At 62.9% G+C, this 19598-nt stretch carries 16 protein-coding genes; 6 read left to right on the forward strand and 10 right to left on the reverse strand.

Features of this window, described 5'->3' with window-relative positions:
• Positions 1–15: 15 nt before the first annotated feature.
• A complete protein-coding gene (ptrR, locus tag REH59_RS15490; RefSeq protein WP_004374302.1) occupies positions 16–882 on the reverse strand; it encodes a putrescine utilization regulator PtrR in 867 nt (288 codons plus the stop codon).
• A 107-nt stretch (positions 883–989) separates the two neighbouring features.
• Here ptrR and REH59_RS15495 point away from each other — a divergent pair, with 107 nt between their 5' ends.
• Positions 990–2375: an aldehyde dehydrogenase family protein gene (locus tag REH59_RS15495; RefSeq protein ID WP_320450319.1), complete on the forward strand. Its 1386-nt coding sequence runs from the start codon at positions 990–992 to the stop codon at positions 2373–2375.
• 37 nt (positions 2376–2412) lie between these two features.
• On the opposite strand, the gene REH59_RS15500 is transcribed toward REH59_RS15495, so the two are convergent.
• The gene (locus REH59_RS15500; protein ID WP_004576279.1) at positions 2413–4323 is read right to left on the reverse strand and encodes an AAA family ATPase; all 1911 of its coding nucleotides are present in this window, start codon (positions 4321–4323) and stop codon (positions 2413–2415) included.
• Positions 4324–4509: 186 nt separating this feature from the next.
• Entirely contained in the window at positions 4510–5409 is a 900-nt protein-coding gene (locus REH59_RS15505) for a helix-turn-helix domain-containing protein (protein ID WP_014859589.1), read from the reverse strand.
• Positions 5410–5592: 183 nt separating this feature from the next.
• Between REH59_RS15505 and REH59_RS15510 the strand changes: the two genes are divergently transcribed.
• The 4 genes from REH59_RS15510 to REH59_RS15525 all read left to right on the forward strand — a co-directional run bounded on the left by REH59_RS15510 (position 5593) and on the right by REH59_RS15525 (position 10248).
• Entirely contained in the window at positions 5593–6951 is a 1359-nt protein-coding gene (locus REH59_RS15510; protein WP_004374294.1) for a glutamine synthetase family protein, read from the forward strand.
• 81 nt (positions 6952–7032) lie between these two features.
• Positions 7033–8121: a polyamine ABC transporter substrate-binding protein gene (locus REH59_RS15515; protein ID WP_014859590.1), complete on the forward strand. Its 1089-nt coding sequence runs from the start codon at positions 7033–7035 to the stop codon at positions 8119–8121.
• 13 nt (positions 8122–8134) lie between these two features.
• Positions 8135–9430 carry an NAD(P)/FAD-dependent oxidoreductase gene (locus tag REH59_RS15520; RefSeq protein WP_014859591.1) on the forward strand — a complete coding sequence of 432 codons (1296 nt, stop codon included), beginning with the start codon at positions 8135–8137 and terminating at the stop codon, positions 9428–9430.
• Between the two features lie 140 nt (positions 9431–9570).
• On the forward strand, positions 9571–10248 hold the full coding sequence (locus REH59_RS15525) for a DUF3313 domain-containing protein (RefSeq protein WP_014756658.1): 678 nt from the start codon (positions 9571–9573) through the stop codon (positions 10246–10248).
• Between the two features lie 69 nt (positions 10249–10317).
• Here the strand turns inward: REH59_RS15525 and REH59_RS15530 are convergent, their stop codons facing one another.
• Positions 10318–11694, reverse strand: coding sequence for an L-serine ammonia-lyase (locus REH59_RS15530; RefSeq protein WP_014859592.1), 1377 nt, complete (start codon positions 11692–11694; stop codon positions 10318–10320).
• Positions 11695–11840: 146 nt separating this feature from the next.
• Here REH59_RS15530 and REH59_RS15535 point away from each other — a divergent pair, with 146 nt between their 5' ends.
• Positions 11841–12782 carry a LysR substrate-binding domain-containing protein gene (locus REH59_RS15535; protein ID WP_014859593.1) on the forward strand — a complete coding sequence of 314 codons (942 nt, stop codon included), beginning with the start codon at positions 11841–11843 and terminating at the stop codon, positions 12780–12782.
• 33 nt (positions 12783–12815) lie between these two features.
• Here the strand turns inward: REH59_RS15535 and REH59_RS15540 are convergent, their stop codons facing one another.
• The 6 genes from REH59_RS15540 to REH59_RS15565 all read right to left on the reverse strand — a co-directional run bounded on the left by REH59_RS15540 (position 12816) and on the right by REH59_RS15565 (position 19594).
• Positions 12816–14237, reverse strand: a complete 1422-nt coding sequence (locus REH59_RS15540) for an undecaprenyl-phosphate glucose phosphotransferase (protein ID WP_004374281.1) — start codon at positions 14235–14237, stop codon at positions 12816–12818.
• Between the two features lie 177 nt (positions 14238–14414).
• Positions 14415–15167 (reverse strand): WecB/TagA/CpsF family glycosyltransferase, encoded by a 753-nt coding sequence (locus REH59_RS15545; protein WP_004374277.1) that lies wholly within the window; start codon positions 15165–15167, stop codon positions 14415–14417.
• Positions 15167–16354, reverse strand: coding sequence for a glycosyltransferase family 2 protein (locus REH59_RS15550; RefSeq protein WP_014859594.1), 1188 nt, complete (start codon positions 16352–16354; stop codon positions 15167–15169). The genes REH59_RS15545 and REH59_RS15550 overlap by 1 nt, the downstream gene beginning before the upstream one ends.
• The gene (locus REH59_RS15555; RefSeq protein WP_014859595.1) at positions 16351–17553 is read right to left on the reverse strand and encodes a glycosyltransferase; all 1203 of its coding nucleotides are present in this window, start codon (positions 17551–17553) and stop codon (positions 16351–16353) included. Before REH59_RS15555 ends, REH59_RS15550 begins: the two co-directional genes overlap by 4 nt.
• Positions 17554–17602: 49 nt before the next feature.
• The gene (locus REH59_RS15560) at positions 17603–18607 is read right to left on the reverse strand and encodes a VirK/YbjX family protein (RefSeq protein ID WP_014859596.1); all 1005 of its coding nucleotides are present in this window, start codon (positions 18605–18607) and stop codon (positions 17603–17605) included.
• Between the two features lie 9 nt (positions 18608–18616).
• Positions 18617–19594, reverse strand: a complete 978-nt coding sequence (locus REH59_RS15565; protein ID WP_014859597.1) for a glycosyltransferase family 2 protein — start codon at positions 19592–19594, stop codon at positions 18617–18619.
• Between the last annotated feature and the right edge of the window lie 4 nt (positions 19595–19598).

Raw genomic sequence — 19598 nt, forward strand, 5'->3', positions numbered from 1 at the left:
TATCGAGTGAAAACATCAGCTTGCGCGGCCTTCTTCAAGCAACTTCACGAACATGCTCAAACTGCGCGAGACCGTCCCCCGTCGCCATACCAGCCAGGTTTTCAGATAGCGGAAGTCCTCCGACATTGGCCAGGCGCTGACGGTGCTGCACCCGGGCATATTGTCGAGCATGCTGCGCGGCAGCATGGCCAGGCCGGCACCCGCACTGACGCAGGCCAACATGCCGTGGTACGACTCCATTTCGTGGATCTTGCCCGGTACCGCCTGGTCCTGCACGAACCAGTTCTCGAAGTGATGGCGGTATGAACAGTTGGCGCGGAAGGCGTAGATGCTTTCACCGTTCACGTCCTGGGCGCGGGTCACCGGTGTATGGTTGAGCGGCGCAATGACCATCATCTCTTCCTCGAACACCGGTATGCCCTCCAGCGTCGGGTGCAGCACCGGGCCGTCGACGAACGCGGCCACCAGGCGGCCAGACAGCACGCCTTCGAGCATGGTCCCGGAGGGCCCGGTGGACAGGTCAAGGTCAACCTTGGGGTAGCGTTGGTTGTAGGCGGCCAGCAGCGCCGGGATGCGCACCGCCGCCGTGCTTTCCAGCGATCCGAGGGCAAAGGTGCCCTGCGGGTCTTCACCCGCCACGGTCAGCCGCGCCTCATGGACCAGGTCGAGGATGCGCCGGGTGTATTCGAGGAAGTTCCAACCCGCAGGCGACAGGCGCAGGCGGCTCTTCTCCCGAATGAACAGTTCTACACCCAAGTCCTCCTCCAGTTGCTTGATGCGCGTGGTCAGGTTCGACGGCACCCGATGGATGTGCTGCGCGGCGGCGCTGATGCTGCCCTGCTCTGCCACGGCCTTGAAGATCTCCAGTTGCACCAGGTCCACAGGCATTCTCCAAACGTGAATGTTTCGCTCATTATTATTCAGTTTTCATTAAAGCCATAGCCCACTAGTCTGGCCTCATTGATTAACAACAACGAGAGTGTCCCGCCATGAGCGCGATCAGCAGCCTGACCCACGCCATCTCCCTCGACCCGTACAGCGGCGAGCAGATTGGCGCCTACCCGTTCGACACCGACGCCGCACTGGAAGCGGCGCTGCAACGTGCCAAGGTTGGCTATCGCCAGTGGCGCCAGGTGTCGCTGGGTCAGCGCAGCGAGTACCTGCTGGCCCTGGCCGGTACCCTCGAAGCCAAGGCTGAAGCTTTCGCGCACATGATCAGCCGTGAAATTGGCAAGCCGATCGCCCAGGCCCGTGGTGAAGTCGCCAAATGCGTTGGCCTGTGCCGCTGGTACGCCGAGCACGGCCCGGCCATGCTCGCCGCCGAGCCGACCCAGGTCGAAAAAGCCCGTATCGAATACCGCCCGCTGGGCCCGATCCTGGCCGTGATGCCGTGGAACTTCCCGGTCTGGCAGGTGCTGCGCGGCGCCGTGCCGGCGATTCTGGCGGGTAACACCTACGTGCTCAAGCACGCACCGAACGTAATGGGCAGCGCCTACCTGATGGGTGAGCTGTTCAAGGATGCCGGCCTGCCGGAAGGCGTGTTCGAAGTGTTGAACGTGACCCCGGATGGCGTCACCCGCGCCATCGACGATCCGCGCATCGCCGCCGTGACCCTGACCGGCAGCGTGCGTGCCGGCATGGCGATTGGTGCACAGGCCGGTGCCGCGCTGAAGAAGTGCGTGTTGGAGCTAGGTGGCTCCGATCCCTTCATCGTACTGGCCGATGCCGACCTGGATGCTGCCGTCCAGGCCGCGGTGATAGGCCGATACCAGAACACCGGCCAGGTGTGCGCCGCCGCCAAGCGCCTGATCGTGGAAGCCAGCATCGTCGATGCGTTCACCCACAAGTTCGTTGAAGCCACTCGCCAGTTGAAAGTCGGCAACCCGCTGGAGGACGACACCTATATCGGCCCGATGGCCCGCTATGACCTGCGCGACGAGTTGGACGGCCAGGTTCAGGCGACGTTGGCCGAAGGCGCCACGTTGCTGCTGGGCGGCAACAAGGTCGAAGGCGTGGCCAACTTCTACGCGCCGACCGTGTTCGCCAATGTCACCCCGGACATGACCGCGTTCAAGCAGGAGCTGTTCGGCCCGGTAGCGGCGATCATCACTGCACGCGATGCCGACCATGCCGTGGAACTGGCCAACGACAGCGAGTTTGGCCTGGCCTCGACCATCTACACAGCCGACTATGCGCTGGCCGAACGCATGACCGCCGCACTGGATACCGGCGGCGTGTTCATCAACGGCTACTGCGCTTCCGACCCCCGCGTGGCGTTTGGTGGTGTGAAGAAGAGCGGTTTCGGCCGTGAGCTGTCGCACTTTGGTGTGCGCGAGTTCACCAATGCCCAGACCGTGTGGCTGGACCGTAACTGATTCATGACCCTGGGGCTGCTTTGCAGCCCCAGCTGCGTCAATCCCGAACCTGGTCCTTGACCCAGTCCAGCATCCCCCCCGGCACGATCAGTTCATGCCGCGCCCGCGAACAGGCGGTATATAACCCCGCCAGCATACGCGCCCGCTCATTGCGGTTACCCGCCACCTGTGGCGCCACCATCAGCTCCGGCGACACCATCACCCGGGCAAACTCCATGTTCTTCACATCCCGTACTCGCCCCAGAAACAGCTTCGGCGCCTTGTCCCAGCGGTAACGGCTCTTGGCCTTGGCAAAGTGCTCCGGCGTGTAGCCCTTGCGCAGCATATTGGCCACGGCGACGAACGCTTTGTCATCGCCCTTGTCCTGTTCCAGCGCCTGCCAGCTGGCATAGCGGAACAGCATCGGGTGGCGCGGCCGGGTGCCGTAGCGGTACAGCTCGATGCAGTCCTCGACGAACAGTTCAAAGTCCTTGCGAGCGCTTTTCAGCAACAAGAACGGCACCCCCTGATGCGTCAGGCGCTGGAACCAGCCAAACAGGCCCCATTCATCATCGACGATAAGCGCCGTGGGCTGTTCCGGCACCATCACCGTATCGAAGAAACTGACCCGGGTGTAGTGCTCGGCGTTGCCACTGAAGGCCGCCTGGATCGTGGCCGGGTGCGCCTGGATCAGCGGGTTGAGCACATTGTCCATTGCCGGCCCGGCGCGCAGTGAATGGTCGATGCAGCGTTGCCGGATGAAGCTGCCATGGTGCGGGCTGAGGCCGTTGAGGTTCTGCAGTTCGTCACCCAGGGTAATGATCGACTGCGGACTGCGATCGAGTACCGCCAGCATCGGTGCCGACAGCTCGTGGGCCTCGTCGACGATGACATGGGTGTAACGGCTGTCGATCACATGCTCGGTCAGCGACAGCAGCTTGACCCGGTGGTAGTCACGCACCGGTAGCTGGATGTCCCGCGCCGACGGGCGAATCAGCTCTTGCCAGTACAGACGCGCCTTTTCCAGCAGCACCTCCTGATCCAGCGGCGAGGTGCCAGGCCCGGCCCAGGGCAAGTGATGCAGCTGAAGCTGGGTATCGGCACTGTGGCAGAACGTGCGCACGGCGCGGATGCACAAGGCAACCACGTCACGCGCTGCGAGCGGGCCGATATCAGGGATGGCCAGCCAGCGCACCACTTGCGCTTCCTGGGGGCGCCAGGACAGCTTGGTGCGGTATGGATCGCGCAATCGCCAGCCGTTGCTGGTGAGGTCACGGTTGAGCAGCTCGTCAGCCAGTTGGCCGAAGGTCAGCGCGGTATAGGCGGCAGCGTCCTTGACCCGCGCCTGCAGCGCGCGCAACTGCCCTTCGGTCAAGGCCAGCAGCAAGGTGCGCTGTGGCTCCAGCAGCCGGGCGAACTGGTGAATCAGGAAGGTCTTGCCGGTGCCGGCGAAACCTTGCACAGCCACCGACTCGTCTACGCCACTGAGGAATTCACGCAGCAGGCGGTTCTGCTGGTCGCTGAGCATCAAGTCACTGGCCAGCGACGGCAGGTACACTGGGTGCAGCGGCGTGGCCCGTTGGCGGTAGCGGTCGGCGAACTGGAAGTTCCACTGGCCTTCGTCGTCCAGCCATTCGTCCGCCTGGTACTCCACTTCGGCCGACAGCAGTGCAATGCCATTTTCGCCCAGCATGCCCAGGCCCATGGCGAACGCTTCGCGATCGAATTGCTGCGCTACCTGGGCCTGGAAGCGCCCGGGGGCGACACCTTCGACTTCGTTTGCGATGCGCACGATTTCGGCGAAACGACGCTCCTGCGCGTCGGCCGACGCGGTGGCAGGCTGGCGTGGCAGGTTTTGCACGAACAGTACGGCAGCGGCATCGAGCACACTGGCGGTGGTGAAGAACTCGGTTACGGCGGCGCTGGCGAGGCGGTCGGCCTGGTCGCTGGGCAAAGGCAGGTAGAACATCGGCACCTCGGGTGAAATCAGGGCGGCACGATAGCAACTTTCGGCGTGGAATGCTGGGCTCAGTGTTGCCTGGGCTGGCTTCTTCGCGGACTTGCCTGGACGCCAGGCTACGTGCGATTCACGAAACCATGCTGGCGCTGTGGGAGCGGGCGAGCCCGCGAAGAGGCCGGCAGCCCCGCCTCCACCTCAAACCCTGCAGCGCTTCAATGTTTCACTGGGAAACTCCTTGAACAACTGCCGGTAACTCTCTGAAAACCTTCCTAAATGCCAGAACGACCAACGCATCGCCACCTCGGCCACGGTCACGCCGCCACCGCGCAACAAATCACGCCGCGCACCGTTGAGCCGGCGCAGGCGCAGCCAGTGCGCCGGCGGCATGCCGGTAAACGCCTTGAACGCCTGCTGCAACTGACGCAATGAAACCCCGGCAACCTCCGCCAGCCCCACCAGGTTCAGCGTTTCTTCCGGGCAGTCGGCCGCCCATTCGCTGACCCGGTGCATGATCGCCCTTTCCTCGTCCCGCCGCCCCAGGGCCACGCCCTGTAAACGCTGGCTGGCGTTGTCAAGAATGAACAGGCAGTCCTCCAGCAACTGCTCAGCCAGGGCCTGCCCCTGCAACGGGCAACCCTCCTCGCCCAGCCGGGTCAAGGTGGCGCTGAGCCAGCTGCCGAACAACGCATTCTGGCCGCTGCCCAATGGCACCATGAACAACCCTTCCAGACGCTGCGGGTCTAGCCCATGGCGGGCCAGGAACGCCTGGTCGAACACGACCGCCACTTCGTGGTAGTTCTCCGGTGTGATCCAGATATTGCGACTTTGTTCGTTCAGCAGGTACAGGCTGTTCTCGCTGCGGTCGAAGCAAAACGCCAGCGAGCCGCTTGGCGCGCGGAAAAACTGCTCCACCCGGGTGTTCAGGCGCTCTTCGTACACCTCCACACCCTCCAGCCCCAGACAACGCAGCTCACCGCTGAAGTACCCGGGCGACATCTGCCGGTACTGCTGCTGCCAGCCAGGGGTGGCGCGCACTTGCTCGGTGACGTCAGTGGTGTGGAAAGCCTGGACCTTCAACGCATTGGCGGTTGTCACACATCGTCCTGTATGCACTCTTTTGGTGCATTCGATACTGAAGAAAGTGGATAGATTGCCCCGGGGGGCTGCGCCCAAGATAGTCTGCAGCGCGTCACCTGGGAAGCGTAACGCCTTCGCAACTGTTCAACGGTTTTCGCAAGCGCCCACGCTCCCCCACTAAAACCCAACCAAGAGGTCTGTATGAACGCCCCCTTCGATCAGCTGTCCACCTGGCTGAAAGAACACCGGATCACCGAAGTCGAATGCGTGATCAGCGACTTGACCGGCATCGCCCGCGGCAAGATTGCGCCCACCGCCAAGTTCCTCCATGAGCGAGGCATGCGCCTGCCAGAAAGCGTGCTGCTGCAGACGGTCACCGGCGACTACGTCGACGATGACATCTATTACAACCTGCTCGACGCCGCCGACATCGACATGGTCTGCCGCCCCGATCCCACCGCCGTTTACCAGATCCCGTGGGCGATCGAGCCAACCGCGATCGTGATCCATGACACCTTCGACAAGCAAGGCAACCCTATCGAGCTTTCGCCACGCAACGTGCTGAAGAAGGTGCTCAAGCTGTACGCCGACAAGGGCTGGCAGCCTATTGTCGCGCCCGAGATGGAGTTCTACCTGACGAAGCGCTGCGAAGACCCGGATTTGCCACTGCAGGTACCACTGGGGCGTTCCGGCCGTGCTGAAAGTGGCCGTCAGTCGTTCTCGATCGACGCCGCCAACGAATTCGACCCCCTGTTCGAGGACGTCTACGACTGGTGCGAGATCCAGGGCCTGGACCTGGATACGCTGATCCACGAAGACGGCCCGGCGCAGATGGAAATCAACTTCCGTCACGGCGACGCGCTGGACCTGGCCGACCAGATCACCGTGTTCAAGCGCACCATGCGCGAGGCCGCGCTCAAGCACAACGTGGCCGCCACGTTCATGGCCAAGCCGATCACCGATGAACCAGGCAGTGCCATGCACCTGCACCAGAGCGTGGTCGACATCGCCACTGGCAAACCGATCTTCGCCAACGAAGACGGCAGCATGAGCCCGCTGTTCCTGCATCACATCGGCGGCTTGCAGAAGTACATCCCCAAGCTGCTGCCGATGTTCGCGCCCAACGTCAACTCGTTCCGCCGCTTCCTGCCGGATACCTCGGCGCCGGTCAACGTCGAGTGGGGCGAAGAAAACCGCACGGCCGGCCTGCGCGTGCCCACCTCCAGCCCTGAGGCGATGCGGGTGGAAAACCGCCTGCCGGGCGCCGATGCCAACCCGTACCTGGCCATCGCTGCCAGCCTGCTGTGCGGCTACCTGGGCATGGTTGAGCAGATCGACCCTAGCGCACCGGTGCAGGGCCGCGCCTATGAACGCCGCAACCTGCGCCTGCCGATCACCATCGAAGATGCGCTGCAGCACATGGAAGACTGCGAAACCGTGCAGCAGTACCTGGGCAAGCAGTTCGTCCAGGGCTACGTGGCGGTCAAGCGCGCCGAGCACGAGAACTACAAGCGCGTCATCAGCTCATGGGAGCGTGAATTCCTGATGCTGAGTGTCTGATCCACCGCGAGGGGTGCTTTGCACCCCATGCACAGGCAAGCCTGCTCTGAACTCCAAGAACAAGACCAACGAGGTGTTCCCATGCGTCATCTGCAAGCCCTGATCCCCGCTGCATTCACCCTGCTGTTCGCCACCACCACCCAGGCCGCGCCCACGGTCAGTGTGTACAACTGGACCGACTACATCGGTGACACCACCCTGGCCGACTTCCAGGCCAGCAGCGGAATCAAGGTGGTCTATGACGTGTTCGACTCCAACGAAACCCTTGAAGGCAAGCTGTTGGCCGGGCGCACGGGTTATGACGTGGTGGTACCGTCCAACCACTTCCTCGCCCGCCAGGCCCAGGCCGGCGCCTTCCTGCCGCTGGACCGCAGCAAGCTGCCGAACTGGCAGCACCTGGACCCCAAACTGCTCAAGCAACTTGAAAAGAACGACCCCGGCAACCAGTACGCCGTGCCTTACCTGTGGGGCACCAATGGCATCGGCTACAACGTCGACAAGGTCAAGGCGGCACTGGGTGTGGACCATATCGACTCATGGGCGGTGCTGTTCGAGCCCGAGAACCTGAAAAAGCTCAAGCAGTGCGGCGTGGCATTCATGGACTCGCCCGACGAACTGTTCCCGGCCGTGCTCAACTACCTGGGCATGGACCCGCGCAGCGAAAAACCGGGCGACTACGCCAAGGCCGAGGCCCGCCTGCTCGAACTGCGCCCCTATATCACCTACTTCCACTCCTCCAAGTACGTCTCTGACCTCGCGAACGGCGATGTCTGCGTAGCGTTCGGCTACTCCGGCGACGTGTTCCAGGCCGCCAACCGCGCCGTAGAGGCGAAAAACGGCGTGAAGGTCGCCTACAGCATTCCCAAGGAAGGCAGCAACCTGTGGTTCGACCTGCTGGCCATCCCCAAGGACGCCAACAACCCCGAGCAGGCCCTGGCGTTCATTAACTACCTGCTCGACCCCAAAGTGATCGCCAAGGTCAGCGCCACGGTCGGCTATGCCAACGCCAACCCGGACGCCAAGGCCTACATGGATGCATCGCTGGTGAACAACCCCGAGATCTACCCACCCCAGGAGGTGCTGGACAAGCTGTACATCTCTAGCACCCCGAGCCCAAAAATCATGCGCGTCATGACCCGCTCCTGGAGCAAGATCAAGTCCAACCGCTGAGTCGAGAACGCTCATGTCTTTCAATACCCAACACACCGCCTCGTACTACGCCGCCACCGCGCGCGACGCGGCACCCTACCCCAGCCTGGACAGTGAACTGACGGCCGACGTATGCGTGATCGGCGGCGGACTGACTGGGGTCAATACAGCCCTGGAGCTGGCCGAGCGCGGCCTCTCGGTGGTACTGCTGGAAGCCCGACGCATCGGCTGGGGCGCCAGTGGGCGCAATGGCGGCCAGCTGATTCGCGGTATCGGCCATGATGTCAGCGGCTTTGCCCGGCATGTCGGCCAGGACGGTGTGCGCTACCTGAAGCAGGCCGGCATCGACTCAGTGGAACTGGTGGCCGAGCGCATCGCCCGCTACGGCATTGCCTGTGACCTGCGCTGGGGCTTCTGCGAACTGGCCAACACTGCGGCGCAGTTTGCAGCCTTCAAGGAGGAACAGGACGACCTGGCCGCCCTGGGCTATCGCCATGAAACACGCCTGGTCGGCGCCGGGCAACTGAACGAGATCGTCGCCAGCGACCAGTACGCTGGCGGCCTGGTAGACATGGGGTCGGGCCACCTGCACCCACTTGACCTGGTCCAGGGCGAAGCCCGCGCGGCCCATAGCCTGGGCGTGCGCATTTTCGAGCAAAGCCCGGTGCTGCGTATTGAGCACGGGCCCAGGTTGACGCTGCACACGGCGCGCGGCAAGGTGCGTGCAAGCAGCCTGGTGCTGGGCTGCAATGCCCACCTTGATGAACTGGAACCGCGCCTGAGCGGCAAGGTACTACCGGCCGGCAGCTATGTGGTGGCCACCGAACCCTTGCCCGAAGCGCTGGCCAGCAGCCTGATCCCGCAGAACATGGCGCTGTGCGACCAGAAGGTCGGCCTGGACTACTACCGCCTCACCGCAGACCGCCGCTTGCTGTTCGGTGGCGCCTGCCACTATTCCGGGCGCGACCCTAAAGACATCGGCGCGTACATGCGGCCGAAGGTATTGAAAGTGTTCCCGCAACTGGCCAACGTGCGCATCGACTACCAGTGGGGTGGCATGATCGGTATCACCGCCAACCGTTTCCCCCAGGTCGGGCGCCTGAACCAGCACCCCAACGTGTATTACGCCCAGGGCTATTCAGGCCACGGGCTGAACGTGACGCACTGGACGGCGAAACTGCTGGCCGAAAGCATCGCGCTCGGCCACAGCCACGGCCTGGATGTGTTCAGCGCCGTGCCGCACCTGACCTTCCCCGGCGGCAAGGCTCTGCGCTCACCCCTGCTGGCATTGGGCATGTTGTGGTACCGCTTGCGTGAGGCCCTGGGTTGAGTGGGCAGCAACGTTTGCAGCGCCCCTCAGGGCGAGCCACGCTCTGTGTTCTTTTCAACGAGGATTGCCCCGTCCACTGGCCAACTGCCTCGCACCTGCTAGCGTTGTTGAGGCCGACCTCTCATGGATGCCTTTTCATCATGAAATCATTGCCTCGCATTACCCTGTTGTGCGCCGCGCTGCTTGCCGTGGCCGCCTGCTCCAGCAACCGCGTGGACCCCAAGGATTACTCCGGCTTCCTCAAAGACTACAGCCGGCTGCAAGAGGCCAAGAGCCCGTCGGGTGACCCGGTCATGCGCTGGATCGACCCCAAGGTCAATATCAACCAGTACAGCCAGGTGTTCGTCGAGCCAAGCCAGTTCTACCCCAAGCCGCAGCCCACAACGGTTATCTCGCAGCAGACGCTGCAGGAAATCACCCGCTACTTCAACGAGGCCCTGCGCCGCGAAATGGGCAGCGTGATGCCTTTGGCCAAGGGGCCTGGCCCGGGCGTGATCGTGGTACGCCCGGCGATCACGGCAGTGTCCACCAGTAACGAGGGCCTCAAACCTTACGAGGTGATCCCTATCGCGCTTATCGCGGCAGGAGTGAATACCGCCATGGGTGGCCGTGACCAGGACGTGGATGTCGGTGTGGAGGCGGCGTTCCTGGACGGCGCCAGCCAGAAGGTACTGGCCCAGGTGGTCCGCAAGGGCGCGGGCCAGGAACTGGAGAACGATACCCAGAAGCTGACCTTGAATGACGTCAAGCCGGTGCTCGATGGCTGGGCCAAAGACATGCGTGCGAGCTTCCTGGCAGCCAAGCAGAAAGGCCGCTGAGTCCGTCGCAACCTGGTTCAGGAGCGGCCCATCGTGACACAAGGCCGCTCCAGTTGACCGCGTTAAAACTCAGCACTCGACAAAAGCGACCGCCAAACCGCCGCGCGAGGTTTCCTTGTAATTGGCATGCATGTCCGCCCCGGTATCACGCAGGGTGCGGATCACCCGGTCGAGCGAGATGAAGTGCTCGCCATCCCCCCGCAGCGCCATCTGCACAGCATTGATCGCCTTGACCGCAGCAATCGCATTGCGCTCGATGCACGGCACCTGCACCAGGCCGCCCACCGGGTCGCAGGTCAGCCCAAGGTTGTGCTCCAAGGCAATTTCGGCGGCGTTTTCAAGCTGTGGCGGCGTAGCGCCCAGTACCTGCGCCAAGCCGGCAGCAGCCATCGAACAGGCTGAGCCCACCTCCCCCTGACAACCCACCTCGGCACCGGAAATCGAGGCGTTCTTTTTGCACAGGATGCCAACCGCCGCTGCGCCAAGCAGGAAGTCCACCACATCAGCATCGCAGGCACCGGGGTTGAACTTCATGTAATAGTGCAGCACCGCCGGGATAATGCCGGCTGCCCCGTTGGTGGGCGCGGTAACCATACGCCCACCGGCAGCATTCTCTTCATTGACCGCCAACGCGAACAGGTTGACCCACTCCATGGCGCCCAGGGTCGAGCCGATCACGTTGGGCTTGCCCAACTCCTGCAGGCTGCGATGCAACCGCGCGGCGCGGCGCTTGACCTGCAAGCCACCCGGTAGGACGCCCTCGTTGCGCAAGCCGTTCGCCACGCACTCACGCATGGCCGCCCAGATGCGCAGCAAGCCTTCGCGCACCTCGGCCTCCGGGCGCCAGGCGCATTCGTTGGCCATCATCAGTTGCGCCACACTCAGGTTGTGGGCCTTGCACAAAGCCAGCAGTTGGGCACCACTGTCGAATTCATAAGGCAGCATCACGGCATTCGTGTCGCTTGCCGGCGCATCGATCTCGGCTTGCTCGACGATGAAGCCGCCGCCCACCGAAAAATAGGTCTGGCTCAACAGGCTGTGCTGCCCGTCCAGGGCTTCCAGGCTCATGGCATTGGGGTGATAAGGCAGGCTCTCGTCGAGCAGCAGCATGTCACGGCCATAGTCGAAGGCCAGCGGATGGCTACCGTCGAGCATCAGGCAGTGCTCTTGCAGGACCTGGCCGATGCGCGACTCGATCGTGGCCGGGTCGATGCGGTCCGGCCACTGGCCCATCAAGCCTAGTAGGCACGCGCGGTCGGTGGCATGGCCAACCCCGGTAGCCGACAGCGAGCCATACAGCCGCACTTGCACGCGCGTTACCCGCGCCAGCACCCCCTGTTCACGCAAGGCCTGGGCAAAGGTGGCCGCCGCCCGCATCGGGCCCACGGTGTGGGAACTGGACGGCCCGATGCCAATTTTGAAAAGGTCGAAAACACTGATAGCCATGCTAATGCCTGAGCCTACCCTGATATGCATCCAGGGTACGGTTGTCTGAAGAAATTGAGCGTTATTGCGAATTTGCGCGATACTGCCGCGCTGGCTCACGGATGACCAACGAAACTTCCTAAGCAAGCCTTTAGCGGTACTAAACGATGCGACGACAACTCAATGGTCAGATGTTCGTCTGGCTGCATGTATTTGCCTGCGCAGCCCGGCACTTGTCCTTCACCCGCTGTGCCGAAGAGCTGCACATCACCCCGGGCGCGGTCAGCCAGCAGATGCGCCAACTGGAAGAGCGCCTGGGCTACCGGCTGTTCCTGCGCCGGGCGCGCGGCGTGGAGCTGAGCGCCGAGGGGCAACGGCTGGCCCAGACGGTGGCCGAGGCCTACGGCAGTATCGAAGCCGAGCTGCTGCGGCTGGACGCGGGGGAAATCCGCGGCACATTGCGTGTGCGTTCGATCCCCTCGTTCCTGGCCAAATGGCTCACGCCGCGCTTGCCGCGTTTTCAACAGCGCTACCCGGACATCGAACTGCGCCTGGTCGCCGAAGACAGCGCCCAGGCGCTGACCCCGGGTGACTTCGACCTGGCCATCGACCTGAACGATGGTAGCTACCCAGGCATGCTCTCGACGCCGCTGCTGGACGAGCAGATCTTCCCGGTGTGCTCACCTGGCCTGCTGCGCGGGCGCCCGCCGCTGCACGGCCCCGCTGACCTGGCGCACTACCCGCTGCTGCATGACATCACCGCCTGGCGTGGCAGTTCGGAATATGCCGAGTGGGAGTTCTACCTGGAAGGCATCGGCGCCGCCGGCCTGGATGTGCGGCGCGGGCACACTTTCAACCGCAACCACCTGACCATCGAGGCGGCGATTGCCGGTATCGGCGTGGCGATTGCACGACGCACGCTGCTCAATGACGAACTGGAGCGCGGCGCACTGATCGTGCCCTTTGGTGTACCGATCGCCAACCACAAGCGTTATGTGGTGCATTACCCGCCAGGCGGCTTGAACCAGCCAGGTGCGCGGGCGGTGCATGACTGGCTGGTGGAAGAAGCGCGGGGGTTCAGGGCGTTGCATCCGTTGAACAAGGAATAGCCACCTGGGCGCGCTTGAGCAGGAGCGCTTCGCTCAATAGGCCTGCTTACCGGTGAAGGCATTGAGCGTGCGCACCAGGATCACGAAGTCCAGCCACAACGACCAGTTGTTGATGTACTCGATGTCCGAGTCGACTCGCTGGATCATTTGCTCGATATCCTTGGTCTCCCCCCTGAACCCGCGCACCTGCGCCAAACCTGTCATGCCGGGCTTGATATTGTGGCGGGCAAAGTAGTCAACTATATCCTGCGAATACAAGGTGTCATGTTGCAAGGCATGCGGCCGCGGCCCTACCAGGGACATTTCCCCGGTCAGCACATTGAACAATTGTGGCAGTTCATCAAGGCTTGTACGCCGGATAAAGGCGCCGACCCGGGTCAACCGTGGGTCATTCTTCTGCGCCTGCTTGACCACACCTGCTTCCGGTTGGTGAACATGCATGCTGCGAAACTTCCAGATACGGAACGATTCTCCTGTCCAGCCGGTACGTTCCTGGCGGAAGAACACCGGCCCGCGGCTGTCAATCTTGATGGCCAGCGCAACAGCCAGCAATACGGGTGATGCAAACAGCAAAATCAACGCGGCCAGCACCCGGTCCTCAAGGTTTTTCAAGAACAGGCTCATGCCCGTCAAGGGTGTCTCCGACAAGGTCAGCACCGGAATGCCGGCAATTTCCCGCACGCTGTGGTTGATCAGGCGCAACGAGAAGATATCCGGCACCCAGTTCACCGCAATGCACTTGTCGAGCAACTTGAAGTACACGTCGTTGATGACCTCGGAGCCACCCAGTGGCGTCACCAGGTACACCGTACGAATGCCGTGTTGGGCCACCAGCTCGTCGAGGTCGCCAATATGCCCCAGCACTGGCAGGCGCTGCTTGCCCTCGGCACTCTCCAACCCCTGCCCATCGCCTTTGTCGAGCAGCACGCAGCCCAGCACCCGCTCGCCAAACCACGGGTTGTTGCTGATTTTCTGATACAGGAAGTTGGCCAGGTCACCGTTGCCGATGATCAGGGCATTGTCCAGGCGCGCATGCGCGCTAAAGCGCTTTTGCAGTTCGCGCACGGCAAAATGCAAGAATAGCTGGGCGACATAACCAATGACGAACAGTTGCACCACCAATAGCCGTGAATAGGTTTCGCTCTGTTTGGTCAGGAACGCCATGACGACCAGGAAGCAAAACGTTGCCGACCAGGCCTTGAACAGGCGGAACGCCTTGATCGAAAGCCCGACGTTGGTGCGGTAGATGGCGTAATGATCATAAATGACTGCCAGTGCGCCAATCAGCAACAGCAGCATGATCACGTAATCGGATGTGATATAGCCGAACTGGTCGTAGATCAGGTACCAGGCAATACCGGTGACGGCAATACCATCGAGGCCGGCCTGAATGGCGTTACTGACACTGCTTCTTCTCTGGAGTAAGGAACGACTGCTTCTGGGTTCGAAAACCATTTCAGACCTCATCAAAATGAGCGTAGCAAGTGCCTTCCATCAAACAGCAAGTCTTGAAAACAGGTTACGCAAAGCCCGTGCAGCAGGCGCGTGGCGCTCTCAAGCGATTGATATCACTGTAGCAGCCACCCGCTGCTGGCGTACCCGGAATCACCGCTTGTGCGATCGTTGACCGATTCATAGGGCCCGCCTGGCCGAAACCGCCGCCCGCCGGTACAGCAGGGTGCGCAACAGGAATAGCGGATTGCCCACTACGTAACGCATGAACAGGCGCTTGGGTTCGCGCAGCAGGCGGTACAGCCACTCGCCCCCCAAACGCCGCAGCCATTCGGGGGCACGGCTGACCTTGCCGCCGAGGAAGTCCAGGATCGCCCCACCGCACACGATCAGGCATGGCCCACCAGTGACTGCCAACTCCGCTGCCACCGCTTCTTGCTTGGGCATGCCCATGCCCAGCACGATCAGCTCGGGTTGCTGCTCGCGGGCCAACTGCAAATAGGTTTCAAGGCTGGCGAAACCATCGTGAACCGACACCGGCACGATGCCAAACTCGGCTTCACAGCGCCGCACGGCCTGGTCCAGGTAGGGTTGCCGGGTGCCCCAGAAGGCGACCTTGCGCCCTCGGTAAGCAGCCATGAGCCTGGGAATGAAGTCAGTGCCGTTCATGTTCAGCCCGGGTTCCAGGCCCAGGCGGCGATACAGAATCGCCATGCCGGCGCCATCGCGCAGCAGCACATCTGCGGCCGACAGTGCCTGGCTGTAGCCACCATCGCGCACCACCAGGTTCATCGCATGGGCGTTGACGAAGCCCAGCACGGTGCCCGTATCCGGCGTAGCCAGGCGGTCGAGAAGACGCTGCACAGCGGCGTCATCAGCGATCACTTCCAGCTGGTCGATCACACGCTTCCAGCGATTCTGCCACTGATCCATCAGTCGTCATCCCGTTTTGAACGCACCCATTCAACCTGGCGCTTGATCAGGAAACTCAGGTACAAGGGCATTTTCCTGGCCGCGTAAAACGGCGCGTACAACAACACCGAGAACGGTATCACTTCACGGCAGAAGCGCGCCCAGGCCAACATCACGGCGAAGGCCAGCAAGGCCAAACCGGCAAAGGCGAGCCACGCGGGCGCCGCCAGGCCGAACAGCAGGTACGCCAGCCAGGTCACCAGGTTAAGCCCGAGCAAGGTCAGTACCAGCAACGCCAGGGGCGGCACCAGCAGGTCCAGGGTCAAGGCCGCCAGGCTAGCGTTGCGCTGGGTGATTGCAGCCATCGCCCGTTTGGGTGCGTCGGCAAGCATCAAGCCCAGATGGCCATGCTCCCAGCGGGTACGTTGGCTGTTGAGGCCTTGCTGGCTGAGCGGGAACTGGCTAGTGACCAGTGCCTCGGGGCAGAAAGCAGGCGGTTTACCCTGCTGGCAAAGGTCCAGGCCCAGCTTCACATCCTCGACCAGATGACCATTGGCCAGGTTGATCAGGCTCAGATCGTGCCAGCCGAACGCCATGCCCGCGCCCATCAGCTGACATGGCAGGCTCAGGCGCGCCCAGCCGCGTGGCCGCACCAGGTTCTTGACCCGCCAGGCAAACTCGGCAACTTGCACCCGCAACCCGGCACCTGCCGGTGCACGCATCAGGTACAGCGACTGTACCGGGCGGGCAAGTGCGTGGCAGCGGCGCGCCAGGCAATCGATCGCCCCCTCGCCCACCTGGCAGTCGGCATCCACCACGATGACCACCTCGGGTGGCCGCTGAGCCAGGTGGCGCACGCCGAAATCCAATGCGTAACCTTTGCCGCGCAACCGCGTATCGTGGCGCTCTACCACTTCGGCGCCGGCCTCACGTGCCAACTGGGCCGTGTCATCCGAACAGTTGTCCGCCACGACCAGCAAGCGGTCGCCGTCCAGCAGTTGCGGCGTAACGCTGGCCAGCATCGCACGAATGACCAACGCCTCATCGTGGGCGGGCACCAACACCGCCACTCGCGGGCGCTCGCCAATGCCCTTGGGCCTCGACCGCGCCGGCAGGCAAGCCAGCAACACTTGCAGCACCAGCACCAACACCGGTACCAGGACGATGATCGCCAACAGGCCCAGTAACCAACCCAATACACTTATCATGCGTATGCCTTGAAATAGCCGGCCAGCCTGGCCGCCTCGGTGTCGATGTCATGCCGTTGCACCACACGCTGGTAGGCCACCTCGCCCATGCGCTGCAGTACCTCGGCCGGTTGCGCCAGGCAGTCGGCCATGGCTGTTGCCAGCTCGTCCACGGCGCCGGCAGGGAACAGCCAGCCGTTCTCGCCAGGCCGCACCAGCTCGGGGATACCCGCTACATAGGTGGTAAGCACGGGCCGGCGCAAGGCCATGGCCTCCATGATGACCACGGGCAAGCCCTCGGCGAAACTGGGTAGCACCAGCGCACGGGCGGCCAGGATTTCCTCACGTACCTGCGCACTGCTGATCCAGCCAGTGATACGCACTTGCTGCTGCAAGCCGTGCCGGGCAATCAAGGCCTCGATCTGCTCGCGCATTTCACCGTCACCCGCCAGCACCAGCTCGAAGGTGATCGACCGGGCAGCGAGACAGCGCGCCGCTTCGAGCAACAGCAGCTGGCCCTTCTGTTCGCACAGGCGCCCAACACACACCAGCCGTGGCGCCGATGGCACATCGACTGGCGCCACCTCATGGAAACCACGCTCCAGTCCGCAATGCACCACCTTCACCTTGCCCCAGTGCTCGTGCGCCACCCAACGGTACAGCTGGCTGCGCCCGTACGAGCTCACCGCCGCGACAAAGGCGGCGCGCTGCACCTTCTCACCCATGTGCAAGAACTGTGGTTTGTCGAATTCTTCCGGCCCGTGCACGGTAAAGCTGTATGCCGGCCCGCCCAGGACGTTGGCCAGCATGACCACTTCAGTAGAGTTGGTGCCGAAATGCGCGTGCACATGTGTCGCCTCCCCGGCCTGCAACCATTGCAGCACCAGGCAGGCCTCGGCCAGGTAGACCAGGTGGTAGGGCCAGGCACGGTCGGCCCGCAGGCCAAGGCGCATGGCCAGCCCCAGCGCCTGGAAAAACCGCCGCGGCTGCGTACGCAGTACCTGCCACGTCGGTGCCAACAACCCCTTGAGCCCACCTTGCAATACGTAGCGGGTCTTGCCCCGTTCGGTTGCGTCCTCGGCATCCTGCACCTCGGCGTCCCACCCACGCAGGGCTATACGTTGCACCTCAACCCCCTGGCGCTCCAGCGCCAGAATTTCGCGACGGATGAAACTGTGGCTGACTTTCGGGTACTGATTGATGAAGTAAGCAATATGCATACGAATCCAGATCCAAACCCGCTTGATGACCAACCTTCCCTGGCAACCTTCACTTCAGGCTGTCGACTACGGGCGGCCTGTCTACTGCCGATGCACTCACAGCAAATGCATCCCCCTGTTTTCCTTGTAGTCCAAGGTTGTGGTTGCTGCTTGGCAATGCTGCCTGCAAGCGGGTGAAAACATCGTCAAGCAATGCCTGGCGGCGGCGGTACATCGCCCGTTTCTTGGCCGGAATGTCAGCTTCCGCCCGTTGAGCCGGCGCTAGAGGCAGGGTAAAAAAGTCCTCACGGTCAGACGCTGTGGCGCCATGTTCCTGCCAGATCGCGTCGTAGTTGGCCGCCAGGTCCTGGCCCTTGTCGCTGCCAAAATAGGGATGGCGATGGTGCCGGCAGGCGTCACTGACGGCATACAGCTGCGTCACACCCAGGGTCCTGCCCAGGCATTTCAACGCTTCGAGCAACAGGCTGCGTGGCCGCAACCCTTCGAAGTCCTTGGTCAGGTCACGGTAGATAGCCAGTGAGGTTTCGCTGTCGATACCTTTGTGAATACCCTGCACCGCACCGATGAACAGGCTGGTCTCACCTTGGCTGCAGCCCAGGGTGAAGGCCAGGGATGCCACACGCAGGTCGGCCTGGAACAGGTTCAGCACCAGCTCGCCTTCGCGCTTGAACCAGATTGGCCGGTCCAGTACCAGGCAACAGCCCGGCGAGTGGCTGGACAGGTCACACAACTTCAGGTTTTCGTCGCGCCCCAGCAACAGCAACGCCGGGAACTGCCCAGCTACCTGTTCAAAGTGCGAAGCCACCACCTCCAGACGCTGTGGCGCCTCCCAGCATCGGCTGATGTAAGGCCATTGCACGACACCGATACAATCCACACCCAGGCGCTGCAAACCATGTGGGCCCAGCGCCGCCGTCATGCGCTGCATGAACCCGTTCAGCTCAGGCCACTGCCTGGCGATCTGCCGTGCCAACTTGTACTTGTTGTGCATCGCCCGCAACGAGTAACCCGGTTGCAAGGTAAACACGCTTTTCACGAGGGTGCCGAGCATCATGGGTTTCTCTCACTTGTACTCGATCAAAGCCGATTTGCCAGCCGCAAGGCGGTGGCGCAGGAACCTCAGCTGGCCGAGCATTTCCGGGAATTTGCCCAACACCAGAAACACAGCCTGCAGCCAGTTCTCGCGCGTCCACTTGCCGCCGCGGCGCGCCAGGCGCACCGCCTGCAGTGGGTAGATCAACAGCAAGAGCAGGCCCCAGCCGCCCAGCAGCAGGCAGGCCAGCACGATCACCAAGGGTATGCCCAGGCCCCACAACCAGGCCCGACGTGACTCACGCAGCCAATGCCGCTCGGGTGGCTGGCCATGCAGGTAGGCGCCCTCGGCATAGGCGTGCCCAGCACGCAGGCTACGCCGCCACCACTGGCTGAAACGGGTCATGCCGGCATCGTGCAGGGTCATCTCGGCAGCCAGTCGCCAGACCTTCCAGCCGTTGGCCCGCAAACGCACGCACAGTTCAGGCTCTTCTCCGGCGATCAGGTCAGGCCGGAAGCCACCCACAGCAGCAAAGGCGTCTGCCCGCATCAGCGCATCGCCGCCACAGGCCTTGGCCTCACCGACCGGGGTATCCCACTCCAGGTCGCACAGCAAGTTGTACACCGAACGCTGCGGGAAGCGCTCACGCCGGCGACCACACACCACTGCCACGGCGGGGTGCTGCTCAAGAAAAGCCTGCGCCGTGGCCAGCCAGGTGGCATTCACCTCGCAGTCGCCATCGACGAACTGTACCAGTTGCATCGATGGCAAGAGGCGCTGCAAGGCGGCAAAGCCTTCATTGCGGGCGCGTGCGGCGGTGAACGGGATACTCATGTCCAGCGCCAGCACCGCCACGCCAAGGTTGGCGGCCAACTGCAGCGAACCATCGGTGGAGCCCGAGTCGACGTAGATGACTTTGTCCGCCCCGTGCGCCAGCGAAACAAGGCAGCGCTCGAGACGCTGGCCTTCATTGCGGCCGATTACCACCACCCCGATCACCGTTGCCATAGGC

It is taken from the genome of Pseudomonas sp. BO3-4 (genome assembly GCF_034044115.1).
Lineage (GTDB): Bacteria > Pseudomonadota > Gammaproteobacteria > Pseudomonadales > Pseudomonadaceae > Aquipseudomonas > Aquipseudomonas alloputida.

Coding starts and splice junctions, on each gene's coding strand:
- REH59_RS15500 (WP_004576279.1), bottom strand. CDS start 4,323: ATGTTCTACCTGCCTTTGCCCAGCGACCAGGCCGACCGCCTCGCCAGC.
- REH59_RS15555 (WP_014859595.1), bottom strand. CDS start 17,553: ATGCATATTGCTTACTTCATCAATCAGTACCCGAAAGTCAGCCACAGT.
- REH59_RS15540 (WP_004374281.1), bottom strand. CDS start 14,237: ATGGTTTTCGAACCCAGAAGCAGTCGTTCCTTACTCCAGAGAAGAAGC.
- REH59_RS15495 (WP_320450319.1), top strand. CDS start 990: ATGAGCGCGATCAGCAGCCTGACCCACGCCATCTCCCTCGACCCGTAC.
- REH59_RS15530 (WP_014859592.1), bottom strand. CDS start 11,694: ATGGCTATCAGTGTTTTCGACCTTTTCAAAATTGGCATCGGGCCGTCC.
- REH59_RS15520 (WP_014859591.1), top strand. CDS start 8,135: ATGTCTTTCAATACCCAACACACCGCCTCGTACTACGCCGCCACCGCG.
- REH59_RS15565 (WP_014859597.1), bottom strand. CDS start 19,594: ATGGCAACGGTGATCGGGGTGGTGGTAATCGGCCGCAATGAAGGCCAG.
- REH59_RS15535 (WP_014859593.1), top strand. CDS start 11,841: ATGCGACGACAACTCAATGGTCAGATGTTCGTCTGGCTGCATGTATTT.
- REH59_RS15510 (WP_004374294.1), top strand. CDS start 5,593: ATGAACGCCCCCTTCGATCAGCTGTCCACCTGGCTGAAAGAACACCGG.
- REH59_RS15545 (WP_004374277.1), bottom strand. CDS start 15,167: ATGGATCAGTGGCAGAATCGCTGGAAGCGTGTGATCGACCAGCTGGAA.
- REH59_RS15525 (WP_014756658.1), top strand. CDS start 9,571: ATGAAATCATTGCCTCGCATTACCCTGTTGTGCGCCGCGCTGCTTGCC.
- REH59_RS15560 (WP_014859596.1), bottom strand. CDS start 18,607: ATGATGCTCGGCACCCTCGTGAAAAGCGTGTTTACCTTGCAACCGGGT.
- REH59_RS15550 (WP_014859594.1), bottom strand. CDS start 16,354: ATGATAAGTGTATTGGGTTGGTTACTGGGCCTGTTGGCGATCATCGTC.
- REH59_RS15515 (WP_014859590.1), top strand. CDS start 7,033: ATGCGTCATCTGCAAGCCCTGATCCCCGCTGCATTCACCCTGCTGTTC.